At 41.6% G+C, this 17,351-nt stretch carries 17 protein-coding genes; 9 read left to right on the top strand and 8 right to left on the bottom strand.

The features are described 5' to 3' along the window. Positions 1 to 97: 97 nt before the first annotated feature. The 4 genes from bioD to coaD all read right to left on the bottom strand — a co-directional run bounded on the left by bioD (position 98) and on the right by coaD (position 3,206). Positions 98 to 820 (bottom strand): dethiobiotin synthase, encoded by a 723-nt coding sequence (bioD, locus tag JMY09_RS01635; RefSeq protein ID WP_201621830.1) that lies wholly within the window; start codon positions 818 to 820, stop codon positions 98 to 100. Then, positions 817 to 2,184 carry an adenosylmethionine--8-amino-7-oxononanoate transaminase gene (gene bioA / locus JMY09_RS01630; protein ID WP_201621829.1) on the bottom strand — a complete coding sequence of 456 codons (1,368 nt, stop codon included), beginning with the start codon at positions 2,182 to 2,184 and terminating at the stop codon, positions 817 to 819. The genes bioD and bioA overlap by 4 nt, the downstream gene beginning before the upstream one ends. A gap of 208 nt (positions 2,185 to 2,392) precedes the next feature. Beyond that, positions 2,393 to 2,641: a YfhL family 4Fe-4S dicluster ferredoxin gene (locus JMY09_RS01625; RefSeq protein WP_201621828.1), complete on the bottom strand. Its 249-nt coding sequence runs from the start codon at positions 2,639 to 2,641 to the stop codon at positions 2,393 to 2,395. Positions 2,642 to 2,696: 55 nt separating this feature from the next. Further along, a complete protein-coding gene (gene coaD / locus JMY09_RS01620) occupies positions 2,697 to 3,206 on the bottom strand; it encodes a pantetheine-phosphate adenylyltransferase (protein WP_201621827.1) in 510 nt (169 codons plus the stop codon). 324 nt (positions 3,207 to 3,530) lie between these two features. On the opposite strand from coaD, the gene smpB reads away from it, so the two are divergent. Then, positions 3,531 to 4,007 carry an SsrA-binding protein SmpB gene (gene smpB, locus JMY09_RS01615; protein ID WP_201621826.1) on the top strand — a complete coding sequence of 159 codons (477 nt, stop codon included), beginning with the start codon at positions 3,531 to 3,533 and terminating at the stop codon, positions 4,005 to 4,007. Between the two features lie 160 nt (positions 4,008 to 4,167). Here smpB and JMY09_RS01610 read toward each other — a convergent pair whose 3' ends face one another. Next, positions 4,168 to 5,178: an EamA family transporter gene (locus JMY09_RS01610; RefSeq protein WP_201621825.1), complete on the bottom strand. Its 1,011-nt coding sequence runs from the start codon at positions 5,176 to 5,178 to the stop codon at positions 4,168 to 4,170. A gap of 293 nt (positions 5,179 to 5,471) precedes the next feature. On the opposite strand from JMY09_RS01610, the gene JMY09_RS01605 reads away from it, so the two are divergent. Continuing rightward, positions 5,472 to 5,939, top strand: a complete 468-nt coding sequence (locus tag JMY09_RS01605) for an Lrp/AsnC family transcriptional regulator (RefSeq protein WP_201621824.1) — start codon at positions 5,472 to 5,474, stop codon at positions 5,937 to 5,939. 46 nt (positions 5,940 to 5,985) lie between these two features. Here JMY09_RS01605 and JMY09_RS01600 read toward each other — a convergent pair whose 3' ends face one another. After that, a complete protein-coding gene (locus JMY09_RS01600; RefSeq protein ID WP_201621823.1) occupies positions 5,986 to 6,291 on the bottom strand; it encodes a hypothetical protein in 306 nt (101 codons plus the stop codon). Positions 6,292 to 6,566: 275 nt separating this feature from the next. On the opposite strand from JMY09_RS01600, the gene JMY09_RS01595 reads away from it, so the two are divergent. The 7 genes from JMY09_RS01595 to JMY09_RS01565 all read left to right on the top strand — a co-directional run bounded on the left by JMY09_RS01595 (position 6,567) and on the right by JMY09_RS01565 (position 13,773). Continuing rightward, positions 6,567 to 9,017, top strand: coding sequence for a YgiQ family radical SAM protein (locus JMY09_RS01595; RefSeq protein WP_201621822.1), 2,451 nt, complete (start codon positions 6,567 to 6,569; stop codon positions 9,015 to 9,017). Between the two features lie 264 nt (positions 9,018 to 9,281). Continuing rightward, entirely contained in the window at positions 9,282 to 9,692 is a 411-nt protein-coding gene (locus tag JMY09_RS01590) for a hypothetical protein (protein ID WP_201621821.1), read from the top strand. Positions 9,693 to 9,872: 180 nt separating this feature from the next. Further along, a complete protein-coding gene (locus tag JMY09_RS01585) occupies positions 9,873 to 10,424 on the top strand; it encodes a hypothetical protein (protein ID WP_201621820.1) in 552 nt (183 codons plus the stop codon). A 183-nt stretch (positions 10,425 to 10,607) separates the two neighbouring features. Next, positions 10,608 to 11,777, top strand: a complete 1,170-nt coding sequence (locus tag JMY09_RS01580; RefSeq protein ID WP_265087984.1) for a Fic family protein — start codon at positions 10,608 to 10,610, stop codon at positions 11,775 to 11,777. Positions 11,778 to 11,786: 9 nt separating this feature from the next. Next, on the top strand, positions 11,787 to 12,155 hold the full coding sequence (locus tag JMY09_RS01575; RefSeq protein ID WP_227677100.1) for a hypothetical protein: 369 nt from the start codon (positions 11,787 to 11,789) through the stop codon (positions 12,153 to 12,155). A gap of 136 nt (positions 12,156 to 12,291) precedes the next feature. Continuing rightward, positions 12,292 to 12,846 (top strand): REP-associated tyrosine transposase, encoded by a 555-nt coding sequence (locus JMY09_RS01570; protein ID WP_201621819.1) that lies wholly within the window; start codon positions 12,292 to 12,294, stop codon positions 12,844 to 12,846. Between the two features lie 66 nt (positions 12,847 to 12,912). Next, positions 12,913 to 13,773, top strand: a complete 861-nt coding sequence (locus tag JMY09_RS01565) for a hypothetical protein (protein WP_201621818.1) — start codon at positions 12,913 to 12,915, stop codon at positions 13,771 to 13,773. A 183-nt stretch (positions 13,774 to 13,956) separates the two neighbouring features. On the opposite strand, the gene ligA is transcribed toward JMY09_RS01565, so the two are convergent. Next, the gene (ligA, locus tag JMY09_RS01560) at positions 13,957 to 16,080 is read right to left on the bottom strand and encodes an NAD-dependent DNA ligase LigA (RefSeq protein WP_201621817.1); all 2,124 of its coding nucleotides are present in this window, start codon (positions 16,078 to 16,080) and stop codon (positions 13,957 to 13,959) included. Between the two features lie 215 nt (positions 16,081 to 16,295). Beyond that, a complete protein-coding gene (locus JMY09_RS01555; protein ID WP_201621816.1) occupies positions 16,296 to 17,336 on the bottom strand; it encodes a cell division protein ZipA C-terminal FtsZ-binding domain-containing protein in 1,041 nt (346 codons plus the stop codon). Positions 17,337 to 17,351: the final 15 nt, after the last annotated feature.

The following is a 17,351-nucleotide window of genomic DNA, read 5'->3' as shown; positions in this document are numbered from 1 at the left end:
TTTAGCTTATTTTAACAGGCTATCAAAACCATGGATTTGACTGACATAAAACCCTTCACTCCAACCAAATCTTAAAACAAAAGATTTAAAAAATCTTCTACAGCAAAAAATTGTTAGGCAACATAAAGTCTAAGTTGCTCGATTGAGTTGTTTGTTGCATAGCTAATGATAACCAATGCGCTGTTGGATAATGCTCAGCTAAATAGTTTTGCAAAAAATCAATCGTACTAGCTGCTATCTGTGCATCTGTCTGAGCAGCATTGTCATGAATATGGTTATAAACCACACTATGAATCGTTAAGCCACGCGATTTTATCGCCTCCAAGCTAAGTAAAGTGTGATTGATACTGCCTAAGCGCCCAGAAGTGACTAAGACAATGGGATAGTTCTGACTAGCAATATAATCTAAGGTTAGTAAGTCTTCTGTTATTGGCACCAGCAAGCCGCCCGCCCCTTCTAATAGCACCACTTGGTAATCGGCTTGCAAGCTTTGGGTGGCGTCAGTAATCCTCTTAGGATCGAGCGTTTGGCCAGCCAGCTTAGCGGATAAATGCGGTGAAGCAGGTTTTTGATAGCGATGAGGGCAAGTAGTGTAGTCTAAATCACAGGGCTGTAGCGCCATACCCATTAATTGACGATGAGTAATAATATCATCAGCAATACCTACCTCATTACTATCTGCATCTATCGCTACGCCAGTCTGTACTAGCTTTTGGGTAATAACATTTTTGCCTTGCTGCATAAGCGCTTTAGCAATGATGCCAGTAGCATAAGTTTTGCCAATATCAGTATCGATACCAGAGATGAATAGCACGCTCATAGTGAACCTTTTTCAGTCAAGGACAGCTCTTTTCCCGCTAAAGCTTGAGCAGTTTGGGTCAAATAACTACTGACAACTTTTAATAAGGCTTGGCATAGTAGGGCAAGCTCATCATTAGTAATAATATAAGGCGGCATGATATAGACTAATTTACCAAAGGGTCTGACCCAAATACCGTTAGCGATCAACAAAGACTGAAACACTGGCATATCGACTGCATCTTCTAGCTCAATTACAGCGACTGCCCCTAAACAGCGTACCTCAGCAACACCTGATAAAGTCGCCGCTGGGGCAAGCTGTTGCTGCATAATGGCTTGCATATTTGCAGTTTTTGACTCTATATCATAAGACATAATCAGGTCAATAGAGGCACAGGCGAGCGCACAAGCCAGCGGATTGCCCATAAAAGTAGGGCCATGCATTAGGGCTGGATAGTCACTTTGGCTGATAGTGTCCGCAATGTGACGCGTGCACAAGGTCGCAGCAAAAGTCATATAACCGCCGGTCAGCGCCTTACCGACCGTCATAATATCGGGGCTGATATTAGCATGCTCACAGGCGAATAATTTACCACTGCGGCCAAAGCCGGTCGCAATTTCATCAGCAATCAGCACCACATCATGCTCATCGCATAGCTTACGCAACAGTTGCAAATAATCAGGGCTATAAAAGCGCATACCGCCTGCGCCTTGGATAATTGGCTCAATAATAAAGCCTGCTAGCTGCTCTGCGTACTTAACAAAAAATGCCGTTAATGCGCTACGCTCATCTTCTGTCAAAAGGCGATCAAAACCTAATGGTGGTGCAGGTACGAAATGCTGCATCGGCAATTGATTGCCATATAAGCTGTGCATGCCAGCTACCGGGTCACAGATGCTCATGGCATGCCAAGTATCGCCATAATAGCCAGAATGGGTAGAGGCAAACTGCTGCTTAGTCAGACGCCTGCCAGCAATTTGATATTGCAGGGCCATCTTCAGCGCTACTTCTACAGCGATGCTGCCACTGTCAGTATAAAATATCGCATCGAGTGCAGTGGGCACAATAGCCAGTAGTTTTTTGCCTAGATCTATCGCGGGTTGATGGGTCAAGCCCCCGAACATCACATGGGCCATTTTGCCCAATTGTTCAATAACAGCAGCATTCAGCTTTGGATGATTATAACCATGAACGCTCGCCCACCATGACGACATGCCATCAATCAAGCGCGTGCCATCTTGAGTAACAATGTAAATACCATCAGCATGATCAATAACTATGTTGGGATAGCTCGGTGGCAAGCTGGCATACGGATGCCAGAGATGTTGCTGATCAAAATCATTAGTTGGTTGATCACTAGTCGGCAGATAGTTATCAGCTGTCATTATTCTGTCCCTGAGATATTGGTTTTATACTAAGTCCAACAACCTAACTAAGCTTACCGTCTCAATGAGCACAATGAGTTAGTGCTGGCGTGCCCTTTGCTAGTTAGCTTAGATTTTTGCCAGTCTTATTATCATGGCTAGCGGATTAGAGGTAGTAGTTGCCAGTGATGGTTAGTACTTGCATTTAGCAGGAGCGTTTTACTAGGACTTATTTGCCAGTGATACGCTTATATTTGGACATTAGATCGCTTTGAGTCTCCACATAGTCGGGATCATGAGGAATACAGTCGATAGGACAAATAACTACGCATTGTGGCTCATCAAAATGCCCGACACATTCAGTACAGAGATCAGGGTCAATAACATAGATATCGTCGCCCTCAGAGATAGCATCATTCGGACAAGCAGGCTCGCAAACATCACAATTGATGCATTCATCAGTGATTAATAGCGCCATGCGCTGCTCCTTAGGTTTAGACTATTTGGACTAACAATCATTAGGACTCGAACTTTTAAAGTTTTAACTTTTTTGCAAAAGCTTCAGCAACACAGCTAGGTACAAACTTACTCACATCACCGCCCAGTTTGGCGATCTCGCGGATCATCGTCGATGAGATGAAGGAATAATTCTGTGAGGGCGTCAAAAATACCGCTTCAAAATTCTCATCTAACTCACGGTTCATATTGGCTAGCTGAAACTCATATTCAAAATCTGACATCGCTCGCAGGCCACGCAGCACTGCAGTAGCATTTTTTTCACGCATAAAATCGACAAGCAAACCTTCAAAGCCTATGACTGACACTTGTGGTAAGTCAGCAAATACGGTCTCTACTAACTCTACGCGCTCTTCAAAATTGAATAAAGGCTTTTTATGGTGTCCTGAGGCTACCGCAATAATGACCTGATCAAACAACTTGACCGCTCGGGTTACTAAGTCCACATGACCATTAGTAATAGGGTCAAAAGTGCCTGGGTATAGAATTCTAGTATGCAAACGTGAAGCGGTAGCAGGGAGACTCATAATGGGGCTACTCTAATCATTAATAATACTGCGTATGCTAGCAAATTTTAGCTCAAGTTAACACTTATCTGTCAGCAAAAAGAGTCCCTATTAGCTTTTAGGGAGATATCACGATCACTAGGGGCCACTTCAGCTGACTTTATGAGTAGTTGTCGCAACGCAGTCACTACATTTGTTATAGCAGCTGAGCTACATTTGCGCTTAATGCTTTGCTACAATAGCGGCTCGACTCATCAGCACTTATTAGCAACTAGCGGCAATATTAATAGTCAAAATTATATACACAGCTTGCTTATACGATGAGGAATTATAGAGGAGGATCCTATGTCAAAAAAATCAAGAAAACCTGAGAACCAAATTTGTGCCAACAAAAAAGCGCGGCATGAGTATTTTATTGAAGAAACCTTTGAGGCAGGACTAGTGTTACAAGGGTGGGAAGTAAAAGCCATTCGCGCCGGTAAAATGACAATTACCGAAGCTTATGTCATCTTCCGTAATGGAGAAGCTTTTCTTTTTGGCTCGCATATTCAACCGCTGCTAAGTAGCTCGACTCATGTTAGCCCTGATGGTATTCGTACTCGTAAGTTGCTGCTTAATCGCCGAGAGATTGAGAAGCTGTTTGGTGCGGTCAATCAAAAGGGTTATTCCTGCGTGCCCTTATCTTGCTACTGGAAAAACTCCTTAGTCAAATGTCAGATTGGGTTAGCATTAGGTAAAAAACAACATGATAAACGCAAGACCTTAAAAGATCGCGACTGGGAACGTGACAAACAGCGTGGCTTTAAACAGCATTTAGACTAAGTGTTTTGATAAAAAACACAGCTAATATGCAGAAAAAAAGACGACTTAGTAATCACTGAGTCGTCCTTTTTTTTGGCTTAAATCTTCACATTTATAGCCTGACTAATAGGCTGTCATTAATACGTTTTAACTAATATTATTCAATAAATAGCCGCTAAACCTAGACCGCTTGCGAGACTGTAGGCTGTTGCTGCGGTTTACGGGCGCGGCGCAGTTGGCGAATACCGTGAATAATCAAAAACCCAATACCTAACCAGATCAAACCATAGCTATATATCATCGCAGATTCAAATGGATTTCCCAGTACAGTTATCGCCAAGATAAATAACAATGCCGGCTCCAAATAACTCATCATGCCATAGACGTTTACTGGCAACATTTGACTGGCATCGACGTTAGTTTTCATTGCTAAGACGCTCAAAACACCAAGGCCTGCCAGCATAGCTATAAAGAACCAAGATCCAGATACTAGGCCTAAACTACTTGGTTCAAAGAACACCAAATAACCGAGTGCAAAGGGTACAAAGATAGTCAAATCAATCAGTAGGCCGGTTACCGCCCCAATGCCTTGCAAGCGACGCAGAATATAATACATAGGATAAGTACCACATACCCACAGAGTTGCCCAAGAGACGCTTTGCGTACGTATAATTTCACTACCTACACCTAAAGCGGCAAAAGCAACGGCTAACCACTGCAAGCGGCTTAATTTCTCACCGAATAGCACACAACCGAACACCACCATCATTAACGGAAATAAGAAATACCCCATAGCGGTTTGTACGCCTTGGCCGTTCACTGGTGCCCACATAAACAACCAAAACTGACTCAAAAATATCGGTGTTGGTAACAGTAACCATGCCCACTGCTTAACTGAGCCTAAGCTCCTCAATTTAGCAATATGAGTACTCAAACCCCCACTAATCACTAAGTAACCTATCAGCGCCGCCCACATCGCCAGCATACGCCAGATAAAAACTTGTGTCCCTGATAGCGGTGCCAAAAAGATACTGTAAGCATAGAGTACTCCGAATAGCAGATTGGACAATACCGCTAGCGCTACGCCCATCATTAAAGTGCGCTGCTGTGCACTACCCGTGGTCCACATCGCTGGCATCGGTAAGCGTGACAGCGTTGAGGCTACAGTGTTAGCTAAGGTTGAAGTAAACATAAGGCACCTTGAGTGGCATTAGCAGTTAAAAACTACTTCATGATCGCTATTACTATTATTTTTGAGCGAGAAGTAGGGTTGATAAGGAGTAGTTTATAGCTAGCCTGTGAAAAAATATTTCTATATTGGATTAAATATGAACATATTTATCTTAATATCGATTAAAATATCAATAAATTCTTACTTTATAACTTATAGTGATAATAGTTCTATAATTAAGCCAAATATGTTCGTAGTTTGATTCGTTTAATCCCATTCATTATTCATTATTTATACTCTTAGAGATCAGCCTTATGCTCCAGCCATTAGACAATACTGATAAAGCCATTTTGAATTTGCTGCAAGATGACGCCACCCTACCGTTAAAAACCGTTGCAGAACACGTCAATGTTTCTATCGCTACTGCGCAACGTCGGGTGCAAGCTCTAATAGATAACGGGGTGATTACTAAGCAAGTGGCTATCGTCGACCCTAATAAAGTTGGCTATAGCTTGACGGCCGTAGTGATGGTAGAAATGGAGCGCTCCAATAACTCTATGCAGCATCGATTCGAGCGCTTAATGAACGCCCAAGCGCAAGTGATGAGCTGTTATGAAGTATCTGGCGATGCTGACTTTATGCTTATGGTCAGTGCGAAGAATATGAGCGACTATCATCAATTTACCCGCAGTCTACTCACTTACGAAAACAATGTACGCAATTTTAAAAGTCAGTTTGTGATGAACTTTACCAAGAGTGGTACGAAGATTTATTTAGATTAATAACCATTGTTAATAACTGCTGACAGCTACTAGGTGATGGATAATATTAGGATTTTTTGACTGCCCATAAATGAAGAAAATAAGGAGTGGCAAAAATTAAGGTTAGCAGTGCATAAGGCGATAAAATGAGTAAATACGACTCCACATCAATACCGCCTAGCCGCAGATTGATTATGTATTCAAAAGTGATTAACGCCATGCCCGCTATCGGAAACAAAAGTGCAACTACTAGATGCTTGATAGTGAATGATTTACTTTTATATAAGCCATTTCTTTGAAAACTGATTGTCGCTATCAAATGAATAACTGTGACTAACGGCATAAAAAAAACCAATAAAATCATGGCAAGCATATTACTCCCCTTAATCTGATGCACAGAAGTCGCTACATCATTTATTCTAAAACCATAGGCTGAATGGTTTTATTTTTATAATAGTGTTTTTTATAGGAGCATTTTTTATGACATAAAGCAATCAAAACACCCGCGTTTTATTCACAGACTGTAATTGGATTACTCCACGCTATCAACAACTTATCATAAATCATAACGCTCAATAAGTCGCATCATGAATACAATTCATGTTAAAATGAGCGCCTTTAAATTAGCATTAATAAATAGGTCTGCCCATGTCTGCCGATACCATCGCCCGCACCGCCTTTAAACAAGGCACTAAGCCCCTTTACGACTATGATAAACATTGGGCGAGCTGCTATGAGCCTGCGCCCTTTTTGCCGATGAATCGTGCTGAAATGGATGCTCTGGGATGGGATGCATGCGACGTGATTATCATATCCGGCGATGCTTATGTTGACCACCCTAGCTTTGGCATGGCGATTATTGGCCGTTTATTAGAGGCGCAAGGCTTCCGAGTCGGTATCATTGCTCAGCCAGATTGGAAGAGCAAAGATGCCTTTATGGAACTCGGCAAGCCAGTCTACGCTTATGGTGTGACGGCGGGCAACATGGATAGTATGATCAATCGCTACACTGCTGATCGTAAGATTCGTAGTGATGATGCTTACTCACCAGGTAATGTCGCTGACAAACGTCCTGACCGTGCTGCTATCGTTTATAGCCAGCGCTGCCGTGAAGCCTATCCAGATGTGCCTATTATCTTAGGAGGTATCGAAGGTAGCTTGCGCCGTATCGCTCATTATGACTACTGGTCAGACAAAGTGCGCCGTAGTATCTTGCTAGATGCCCGTGCCGACGTCTTATTGTATGGTAACGCTGAACGCGCTATTGTCGACGTGGTGCATGGCCTGTCAAAAGGCTATACCCTTGAGCAAATGAGTAAGCTACGTGGCACTTGCTACTTATTGACCCCTAGTCGCCGTCACTGGCAAGCCGATATGATCGAAGTGATCAGTAACGATGTTGATACTGTCGGTCGCGTTGATCCGATTATCAACCCTTATGTCATGACTGAAGACTTAGACCAGTGCTCAATTGAACAGAATAAGCCTAGCGACTCTCCTGTGGGACAATCCATGTCCGCTCAGTATCAGGGATTTGTGTCTGAACCTGTCACTAATAAAGTGCTTAACGCTGATCAAGTTGATGAAGAGACGCAAGTAGTACAAATGCGTGGTTTCGATAAACCACAAACCGCGCGCAAACATAAAATTAAAATGCCAGCTCGTGAGCAAACGGTTATTCGTCTCCCTGATTATGAGCATGTGAAGTCAGATCCAGTACTTTATGCTCACGCTAACCGTATCTTGCATTTGGAAACCAATCCGGGTAATGCTCGCGCTTTAGTGCAACGCCACAGTAGTGGTGCTGGTAACTCCCATACGTCAATCGATGTCTGGCTTAACCCGCCGCCGATTCCGCTATCGACCGAAGAGATGGATTATGTGTTTGACTTGCCTTATGCACGTCTGCCGCATCCAAGTTATGGCAATGCACGCATCCCCGCTTATGACATGATCAAATTCTCAGTCAACATCATGCGTGGCTGTTTTGGCGGTTGCACTTTTTGTTCTATTACTGAGCACGAAGGTCGTATTATTCAGAACCGTTCTGAAGAGTCTATCCTACGTGAAGTGGAAGCTATTCGTGATACAGCGCCTAACTTTACAGGGGTTATCTCTGATTTAGGCGGCCCAACAGCGAATATGTATCGTCTAAGCTGTAAAGATGAGACTATCGAGAAGAACTGTCGTAAGCCTTCTTGTGTCTATCCTGATGTCTGCGAAAACCTAATCACTGACCATAGTAATCTGACTAAACTCTATCGCAAAGCTCGTGATATTAAAGGGGTGAAAAAGATTCTTATCGCCTCGGGTTTACGTTATGACTTAGCGGTAAAAGACCCTGAATACGTCAAAGAGCTAGTGACTCACCATGTCGGTGGTTACCTGAAAATCGCTCCTGAACATTCAGAAGAAGCAGTGCTATCGAAGATGATGAAGCCTGGCATGGGCTCATACGATAAATTTAAAGCGATGTTTGAGCAGTTTAGCGCCGAGGCTGGTAAAGAGCAGTACCTTATCCCTTATTTCATCGCCGCACATCCAGGTACTAAAGATGAAGACATGATGAACTTGGCGCTATGGCTTAAGAGCTACGGCTATCGTGCTGACCAAGTGCAAGCTTTTTATCCTAGTCCGATGGCGACAGCAACGACGATGTATCATACCCATAAAGACCCGCTACGTAAGATCAGTCGTGATGAAGGGGATATGGATATCGTCAAGTCTGGCAAGCAGCGTAAACTGCATAAAGCCTTCCTACGTTATCATGATCCTAAGAACTGGGTACTATTACGTAAAGCGCTACAAGATATGGGTCGTAGCGATTTGATTGGTAAGAATAGAGGCTGCTTAATACCGCCATTCAACGCCAGCTTAGAAGGCCGCGATGCCGCACAAGACAGCTATCAATCAGCGCGTAAGAAGAACAGTCGTGTAGGTAATGATTCTGTTAAACGCCGTGGCAATAATAATGCTACTGGTACAGATACTAATGACTCAGCAAACAATAACGCTGCGGTTAAAAACGTCAAAAAGCGTGTGAGTAAGGGTAACTTCCAGACGCAGCATACTGGTTTACCACCACGTAAGACAAAATAAGGTGGTTAGTTGATATAGCTACCTAGTTAGATCATTTAACGGTATAAAAAACGCATAATATCTTACCAGTGTTATGTGTTTTTTATTGCCATTTATTAGCTTAACTGAATAATTACATTAGTCAGCATTTGAGTAACCAAGCTAACAACTCGGAACAATTTCTAACATTTAGTCGGGTTAGTTTTAGTTATTATGGCTGCGATGCATTTAACGCATTAATGCTACAAGACTTAGATTCAAATGACCATACTTTCGGAGAAACGCATGAATACTTTAATTAAATTGGCTACTGCCGTACCAGCTATCGCTCTATTGGGTGCTTGTTCGACTATGACCCCTGCTCCTAGCACCCCAACAACAGTACCATCTGAAAGTGTTACTACTCTCGCTTATGACCGCATGGCTCCAGCCCGTTATACTTGTACTGATAACAGTCAAGTAATGGCCAAACAATCTATCAATAAACAGCAAGTTATGGTCACTGCAACTTTACCAAAAGTTGGTTGGTCACAACAGCCAATCCTATTAAACGGTGATGTTCAAGGCAATACTGCAAGCTACGTTAATGAATCAAATCCAGAAGTGATCTATGCGTGGCACATGCAGGATGATAAAGGTATTTTGGCCATGAAATGGGCAGATGGTAAAGAATATCAAGTAAATTGTAAAATCTAAGTTAGCATTTATAATACTATCAGTGAGTGATAGTAGATAGATAAAACAGTCATCTAACGGTGGCTGTTTTTTTATGGCTATCTGAATAATTAAAGGGTGTAATGGCTATCAAATTAGCCTTAGTCAGCATTAATTATGCGACAATAATGGCAACTGTAATATTATTAAAAGGATCAATCGATGGCCAAGCGTTTAGCAACTATGATGATAATAACAATAGCCAGTACTGCAACGCTATTAGGCTGTGATAAGCGCTCTGAAACTACCGAGACTGTCCCCGATACCAAAGCGGTAGCTACCGAACAAGCAGCCTCTAGCACAGCAGATATCAATACGCCGGCGACTGCCGTTGACTGGTCGAAGGTAGCGACTAAAGAAAAACCTGCTGATCTTGCTAGCTATAAATTCCCTTTTGCCTTGGATAGTCAAAACGTTCAAAATTACGCTGATTATTTCAAAGTAGATAAACCCACTGCTCAGTATAATCTCACTGTAGGCATGGCTAGTAATGAGGCCTTATCTAAGGTGCTTGATCAATTGGATACTAGCTATACTTCTCATGAAGTCACTGATGGCGAGAAAACTAAACTAGTCATTCATACTACTGCTGATATCGATGCCAGTAGCTACGATTATGTGTTTGAAGAAGACTTCGCTAAAGGGCTGGTATTGCCTATTGAGATTAAGCCTGATGGTATCAAAATTGAGAGTGATCCGCATGCAGGGTCTTAGGATTTAAAAAATACGATAACTTGTCGCTCACTTCTTACAGAATTTGATAGACAAAAACATTTAAGGTATATATATTAACCCCTATACAGCTTGTCTATCAGATTAGATAGAATGTGAGAGTCAAAATATTTCGTTATAACTATATTTATAGCAAGTGATGTAGACGCTCACATTGATAAAGTTTTGAAACTTAAACAACCAAACAATCTATTACTTAAATTGGCCACTATTATGCCTTTAGATTTGACTGACGCTGTTACCTATCATTATGACAAGTTTCCGCCTACAAACCTTAATTATGGCGAGTTTGTCAATGAACTAATCAAAGCTACTGATGCTATTGCCCGCTATGATCAAATGCTCAAGAACATGCATAATAGTGAAATACTGCTGGCACCCCTACGGAATCAAGAAGCGGTTATCTCTTCTAGAATGGAGGGAACCGTTAGTACAATGGATGAGATTTTAAAGTTTGAAGCAGACTATGAGAATGATAGCACTATCACCTCTAGCGTAAGGTCTGAAGTTGTAGAGACTATTCTTTATCAAAGAGCTTTGAAAGCTGCACAAGAAGCGCTGATAGATGGCTATCCTATGTCCCAATCTATGCTTAAAACTATTCATCAACGTCTATTGTCTTTTGGACGTGGCGCAACTAAATCTCCAGGCGAGTTTAAAACTGAGCAGAACTATTTAGCGGATCGTTATAAGCGAACCATATTATTTGTGCCGATTACGCCTGAGAGATTAACCGACGGTCTGGAAAACCTTTTTGAATATATAGAATCTAGTCAGGACCCTTCTTTAATAAAGGCTGCGCTTACTCATGTAGAGTTTGAAGCTTTACATCCTTTTAAAGACGGCAATGGACGCATAGGTCGTATGCTAATTACTTTAATGTTATGGCAAGCGGGTACTATTTCTGCTCCGTATTTTTATATCAGTGGTTACTTTGAAGAGAACAAAAACAGATACATAGATATGATGAGGGAAGTCTCACAATATAATAACTGGGATAATTGGTGTGCTTTCTTCCTAGAAGCCGTGGAGAAGCAATCGATTAGAAATCTGAAAATCGCTGAAGATATTCAGGCTTTGTATGAAGATATGAAACAACGTTTCGCTGATATATTATCCTCAAAATGGAGTGTTATTGCTCTAGACTTTGTGTTTACTAACCCTGTATTTCGTAACAATAAGTTTACTAACCAGAGCGGTATTCCTGCGGCAACCGCTTCAAGGTTTACGAGACTCTTATTGGATGAAGGCATTATCAGTCAAATTGAAGAATCCTCTGGTAGACGACCTGCACTTTACTCGTTTGAGCCATTAATGGAGTTGGTGAGGGTTTGAAGTTATTTATTGAGATTTGAAGAGGAACCTGCTGATCTTGCTAGCTATAAATTCCCTTTTGCCCTGGATAGCCAAAACGTTCAAAATTACGCTGATTATTTCAAAGTAGATAAACCCACTGCTCAGTATAATCTCACTGTAGGCATGGCTAGTAATGAGGCCTTATCTAAGGTGCTTGATCAATTGGATACTAGCTATACTTCTCATGAAGTCACTGATGGCAAAGATGCTAAGCTAGTCGTCCATACCACTGCTGATATCGCTGCCAGTCGCTATGATTATGTCTTTGAAGAAGAGTTTGCTAAAGGACTGATATTACCGATTGAGATTGTGCCTGATGGGGTGAAGAGTGAGGTTGATCCTCATGTGGGGAGTTAGGGTGAAAGACTAGTCTATAAAATAGAAACCTTAATCTAGTTATGTAAATTGTAGGGTGCGCCCCGCGCACCAATGATATTTGAAAAACTTTGCACATTGACAGCATTTAAAAATATTTCTATAAGGGAAATTTGAAATGCCGCAATATATCCGCTCATACACAGAGGGCGCTGCCTATTTTTTTACATTGGTATCTTATAATCGAAGACAAATACTCTGCAACGAGGACTTTTTACAAGCTCTTAGAAATAGTATAAAACTCATTCAACAACAATATCCTTTTGAAATTATTGCATGGGTACAATTGCCTGATCATTTGCATTGCATTTGGCAGATGCCTGAAAACGATGCAGGTTATAGTATGCGTTGGTCACAGATAAAACGACTAACGACACAAGCTTGTCCGCAGTATCATTTGCCAACACATGAGTTGAGCCATTCAAAGGTTAGTAGGAATGAGAGAGGAATATGGCAGCGTCGATTCTTTGAGCATCAGATTAAAAATGAAGCAGATTTTCTAAAATATATGGATTACATACACTATAACCCTTTTAAACATGGATTGGTTAAAAGAGCAATAGATTGGCCGTATTCAAGCTTTCACCGTTATTTGAAAGTTGGTAATTATTCGGCAGATTGGGGTGAGAATTTGATTGATTTTTCAGAGAGTTTTTCGGATAGGTTAGAGTAATATTTAATGGTGCGCGGGGCGCACCCTACTCAGCTATCAATATCAACCTTAAAATTGAGTAAAAATATGGAAACGAAAACTAAGAGAATGGTTCTTATATCTAAATTTGACGAGAACTCATTAGAGCTTGTAGATATGAGATTTCTTCCTCCAAAAATACTGGTGCCAAATGACATTAAAGACTACAAATTTCTTTCTAGAGGTATTGAAGAAGTAGATATCAAAAACAATAAGGTAAGGTTCATTACTCCAAGTATGGTTGCTTTACAAATCAATATTGCAAACGAAGCTTTGATAGAAATTAAAGCATTAAATAGTAAAATTCAGAACTTACATTCTAAACAGAAGCTTGATGACGGATCTATAAATAACTTATTGATAGAACATACATTAGAAGTTTACAACTTTATCGAACATGCCCAAAAAGCTATTATATTTAGCTTCACAGCTTTAGAAACATTTATTAACCTATCAATACCTAACGATTTCATATGGAGCAAAACAACTCCAAGAAAAACAGAGGTTTATAATAAAGAACAAATTGAAAGGTACATATCCTGGAAAGAAAAGATAAATCTAATAGTAACAGATATATATCAGGTGCCACAGATTAAACAGATGAGTTTTTGGTCTGATTTAATTGAGCTGTTAGATATTAGAAACAGACTAATTCATATTAAAAGTTCGGATGATACAGAAGTATTGACTGACCTTTTGAACAAAAATATTTTTAAAATCTGTTTCTCAAGTCAAGAATACATAAACTATATTTCTGAGAATATGGTAGAAAACGATAATTTAAAAGCTATTGATATTGAAAAATTTCCAATTATTTCTAGTAAGAATAGGATTGCTTTGATTCAAGAAAATGTAGATAAGCTATCACCAGTTTATATTCCTGAAGAGTATAAAAATAGCTATTTGTAGATTACGCTCAGCACACTAATATATAAGTGTTAAACAGTAAATCAAATCTACTTCTTTAAACAAATTATTTCACATTTAATTATTTATCAAATAATCCTTTTAAATTTCAAAACCCGACTCTCAAACGGTGCGCGAGGCGCACCCTACATTAAAAGCTGTGAATCAAGCTGACTTCAAGATATATCACTCATCTAATATCGCCAAAAACTCATCCTCACCAACCACCTTAACTCCTAACTTCTCCGCTTTGGCCATCTTCGAACCCGCCTTTTCTCCAGCCAGCAGCGCCGTAGTTTTTGCCGAAATACTACCCGATACTTTTGCGCCTAGCGCTTGTAGCTTAGCCTTCGCCTCATCACGAGCCATGCTTGCCAGTGCCCCAGTGATTACCCACGTCTGACCATCAAGCGGTAAATCGCTAGATGCTTTGTGTTCCACTTTATCCCAATATATACCAGCTGCCAGCAAGGCATTAATGACCTCGATATTATGCGGGGCACGGAAGAATTTATACGCCAGCTCAGCAGTTATAGTACCAACATCAGGGGTTTGGATAAGGGTCTCGATATCAGCAGCCATCAAGCTATCAAGATCGCCAAATTGCTGGGCAAAGCTCTGGGCAGTGCCTTCACCTACCCCACGAATACCGAGCGCATAGATAAAGCGAGCTAGCGTCGTATGTTTGCTGGCCTCAATGGCGGCAATGATATTCTGTACTGACTTTTCACCCATCTTTTCAAAAGTAATCATCTGCTCTTGATGCTGATGCAACTGATAGATATCAGCGACAGTCTTGACTAGTCCATGCTCAAAGAAACTAATCAGCCAACGCTCGCCTAAACCATCGATATCCATAGCCCGACGTGAGACGAAATGAATCAAGGCTTCTTGCTGTTGCGCCGGACAGAAGAGACCACCCGTACAGCGTGCTAATGCTTCACCTTCGGGTAGCACTACTGGCGAATCGCATACCGGACAAGTAGATGGTAGCAGTACTGGCTCGCTATCTGCTGGGCGTTGCTCATGCCAAACTCGAGTAACTTTAGGGATAACATCACCAGCACGATGGACGCTGACCATATCACCAGCACGCACATCGAGGCGCTGAATCTCACCGAAATTATGTAAAGTGACATTGCTGACCGTGACGCCACCAACTTTGACTGGCTCCAGCTTACCAACAGGGGTAATCTGACCAGTACGCCCCACTTGCCAGTCGATAGATTGCAAGCGAGTCATCACCGTTTCGGCCGGAAACTTATAGGCAGTAGCCCAACGTGGTTCACGTGATAAAAAGCCAAGCTGTTGCTGTAGTGCTAAGCTATTAACTTTGATTACCGTCCCATCAATCTCAAACGGCAAGTCAGCTCGAGTCTCAATGATAGACTCATAGTAAGCTTGTGCTGCGCGGGGATCAGCCACTACTTCAACGGCACTGACTGTAAAACCGAGCGCTTTGATCCATGCTAGTGCTGCTGACTGGGTTTCAATTGTATCTGGCAAGCCTTGATTGACCGAATAGCCATAAAATGCCAATGGACGACTGGCAGCTATAGCGGGGTCGAGCTGGCGTAAACTACCAGCAGCGGCATTACGAGGATTGGCAAAGACTTTTTCTTCCTTCTGTTGCGCCAAACGATTGAGACGCTCAAAGCCAGCTTTCGGCATTAACACTTCGCCCCGTACTTCTAACAACTCAATATCAGCAGCATCGGCTAACCATAAAGGTAAGTTACGAATGGTCTTAGCGTTTTGAGTAATATCCTCGCCAGTCTGCCCATCACCACGAGTGACCGCCTGCACAAACTGTCCATAAACGTATTTTAATGAGACCGCTAGACCATCCAGCTTGAGCTCTATTTCATATTCAGGGTTCTGTTGTGCATCACTGAGACGATCATTGACTCGGCGCATAAATTCACGCAAATCATCGTACTCAAAGACATTACCTAGCGATAGCATTGGTATATCATGAGTCACTTGAGTGAAAGCTGATAGGGGAATATCACCAACTTGATTGATGGGGCTGTCTGGTTGCACTAAATCAGGATAGGCTTCTTCAATCTCAATCAGAGACAAGCGTAATTGATCGTATTCGCTATCTTCTAAAACGGGATTATCGAGTACGTAGTAAGCATTATTATGGGTTTGCAGCGCCTTAATAAGTGTGCGCATCTTAGCAATAATCACATCATCATTTGCAGGACGAGTAGCAAGGTCACTATTAACAGTATTTTGGCTGTTTTGTGAAGTAGTGATTTGCGCAGGAATTGCTGGAGAAGAAGTCGGTCGGATAGAGTCAGTCATAGTCGGTGTCTTCGCTGTTCAAGATACCGATATAATAACAAGTTTGGCTGTTTTTGTGAGCATTGATTAAGTATTGATAAGGGCAAATAACATAACTTTTATCATCAGACTTGCTATGAAAAGTTAGGCTATTTGCCCTTTATTGACTATTTCAAGATTTAGCGGAGCGGGCTTTTAATAACTTTTAATGACCCGCTTTTAGAGATAAAGGGCGACTACACGTAATCACGTACTTGATTACGCAGTTGTTGCTTATATTCAGTAGTGATTTGCTGATTATTCTCATCAAGAATCATAGCATCCAAATCATTGGCCATCATATAGGCAATGCTCATCATACTATCAAAACTACGCAAGGCTTGTGGATGCGGTAGCGATAAGAACACTACTACGCCGTTATAAGTATTAGTTGCGACACTGTGCGGATCAAAAGGCGCAATGCCATCATCAGTAATACCCATCATGCTAAACCACAGCATACCAGTACCGTCTTTTTGCTCATAGCGATGGAACATATTCATCGCCCCAAAACGTAAGCCATACTTATCAATAAGGGTTAACAAGTCACGGCCACGAACTATCGAAGGCGCGCGATCACGATATTGGTGCGGCAAGATAGTAATATTAATATTATCTTTAGCATTAATGAGCGGACCGTTCTGTGCTTGATCGACTGGCGACAGCAAATGCTGATCAAGAATAGGACTATTATCAGTGAAATTTGGCTCTTCTGCTGTATCAATAGTAGGCATTAAGCTATCCGTCGCTGACATTAAGCTAGAGAAGGCATCAGGCTCTTGCGCACTGTAAGTTGACTGATACTCACTCTCCTCATTATTTAGCTCATTAGAGAAATGCGCAAACTCAGGATCATCAACAAGTTGCTGCTCAGCCTGCCAGCGAGCATAGTCAGCGGCATCAATACTGTCTTCGTTATGAGTATTGTCTTTGACAGTATCATATGGCGTGGAATGCACAGTACTATGAACAGATGACGAAGGCTCATCTACAATAACAGCATTTAGATAGTCACGGTTAGGGCCAATAATGGTTTCACCAGCGAAGGTATCTTCTAGGTCTGGCTGATCGATTACATTACGCTCATGACGAGGAATGATCGGAATGCCATTTTTATCGTACTCGACGACAGCAGTTTCAGCGTTTTGACGACGCTTAAAGCTACGAATGACCATAAACAGCCCTGCAAAGACGATAAATGCAGCAATGGCAATTAATACAAACTGAATAGCGGTCATGAGAGACACATCCTA

The sequence above is a fragment of the Psychrobacter urativorans genome, assembly GCF_904846695.1.
In the GTDB taxonomy this organism is placed as follows: Bacteria; Pseudomonadota; Gammaproteobacteria; order Pseudomonadales; family Moraxellaceae; genus Psychrobacter; species Psychrobacter urativorans.
The sequence above is the reverse complement of the archived record's forward strand: the minus strand, read 5'-3'. Positions and strand labels throughout refer to the sequence as shown.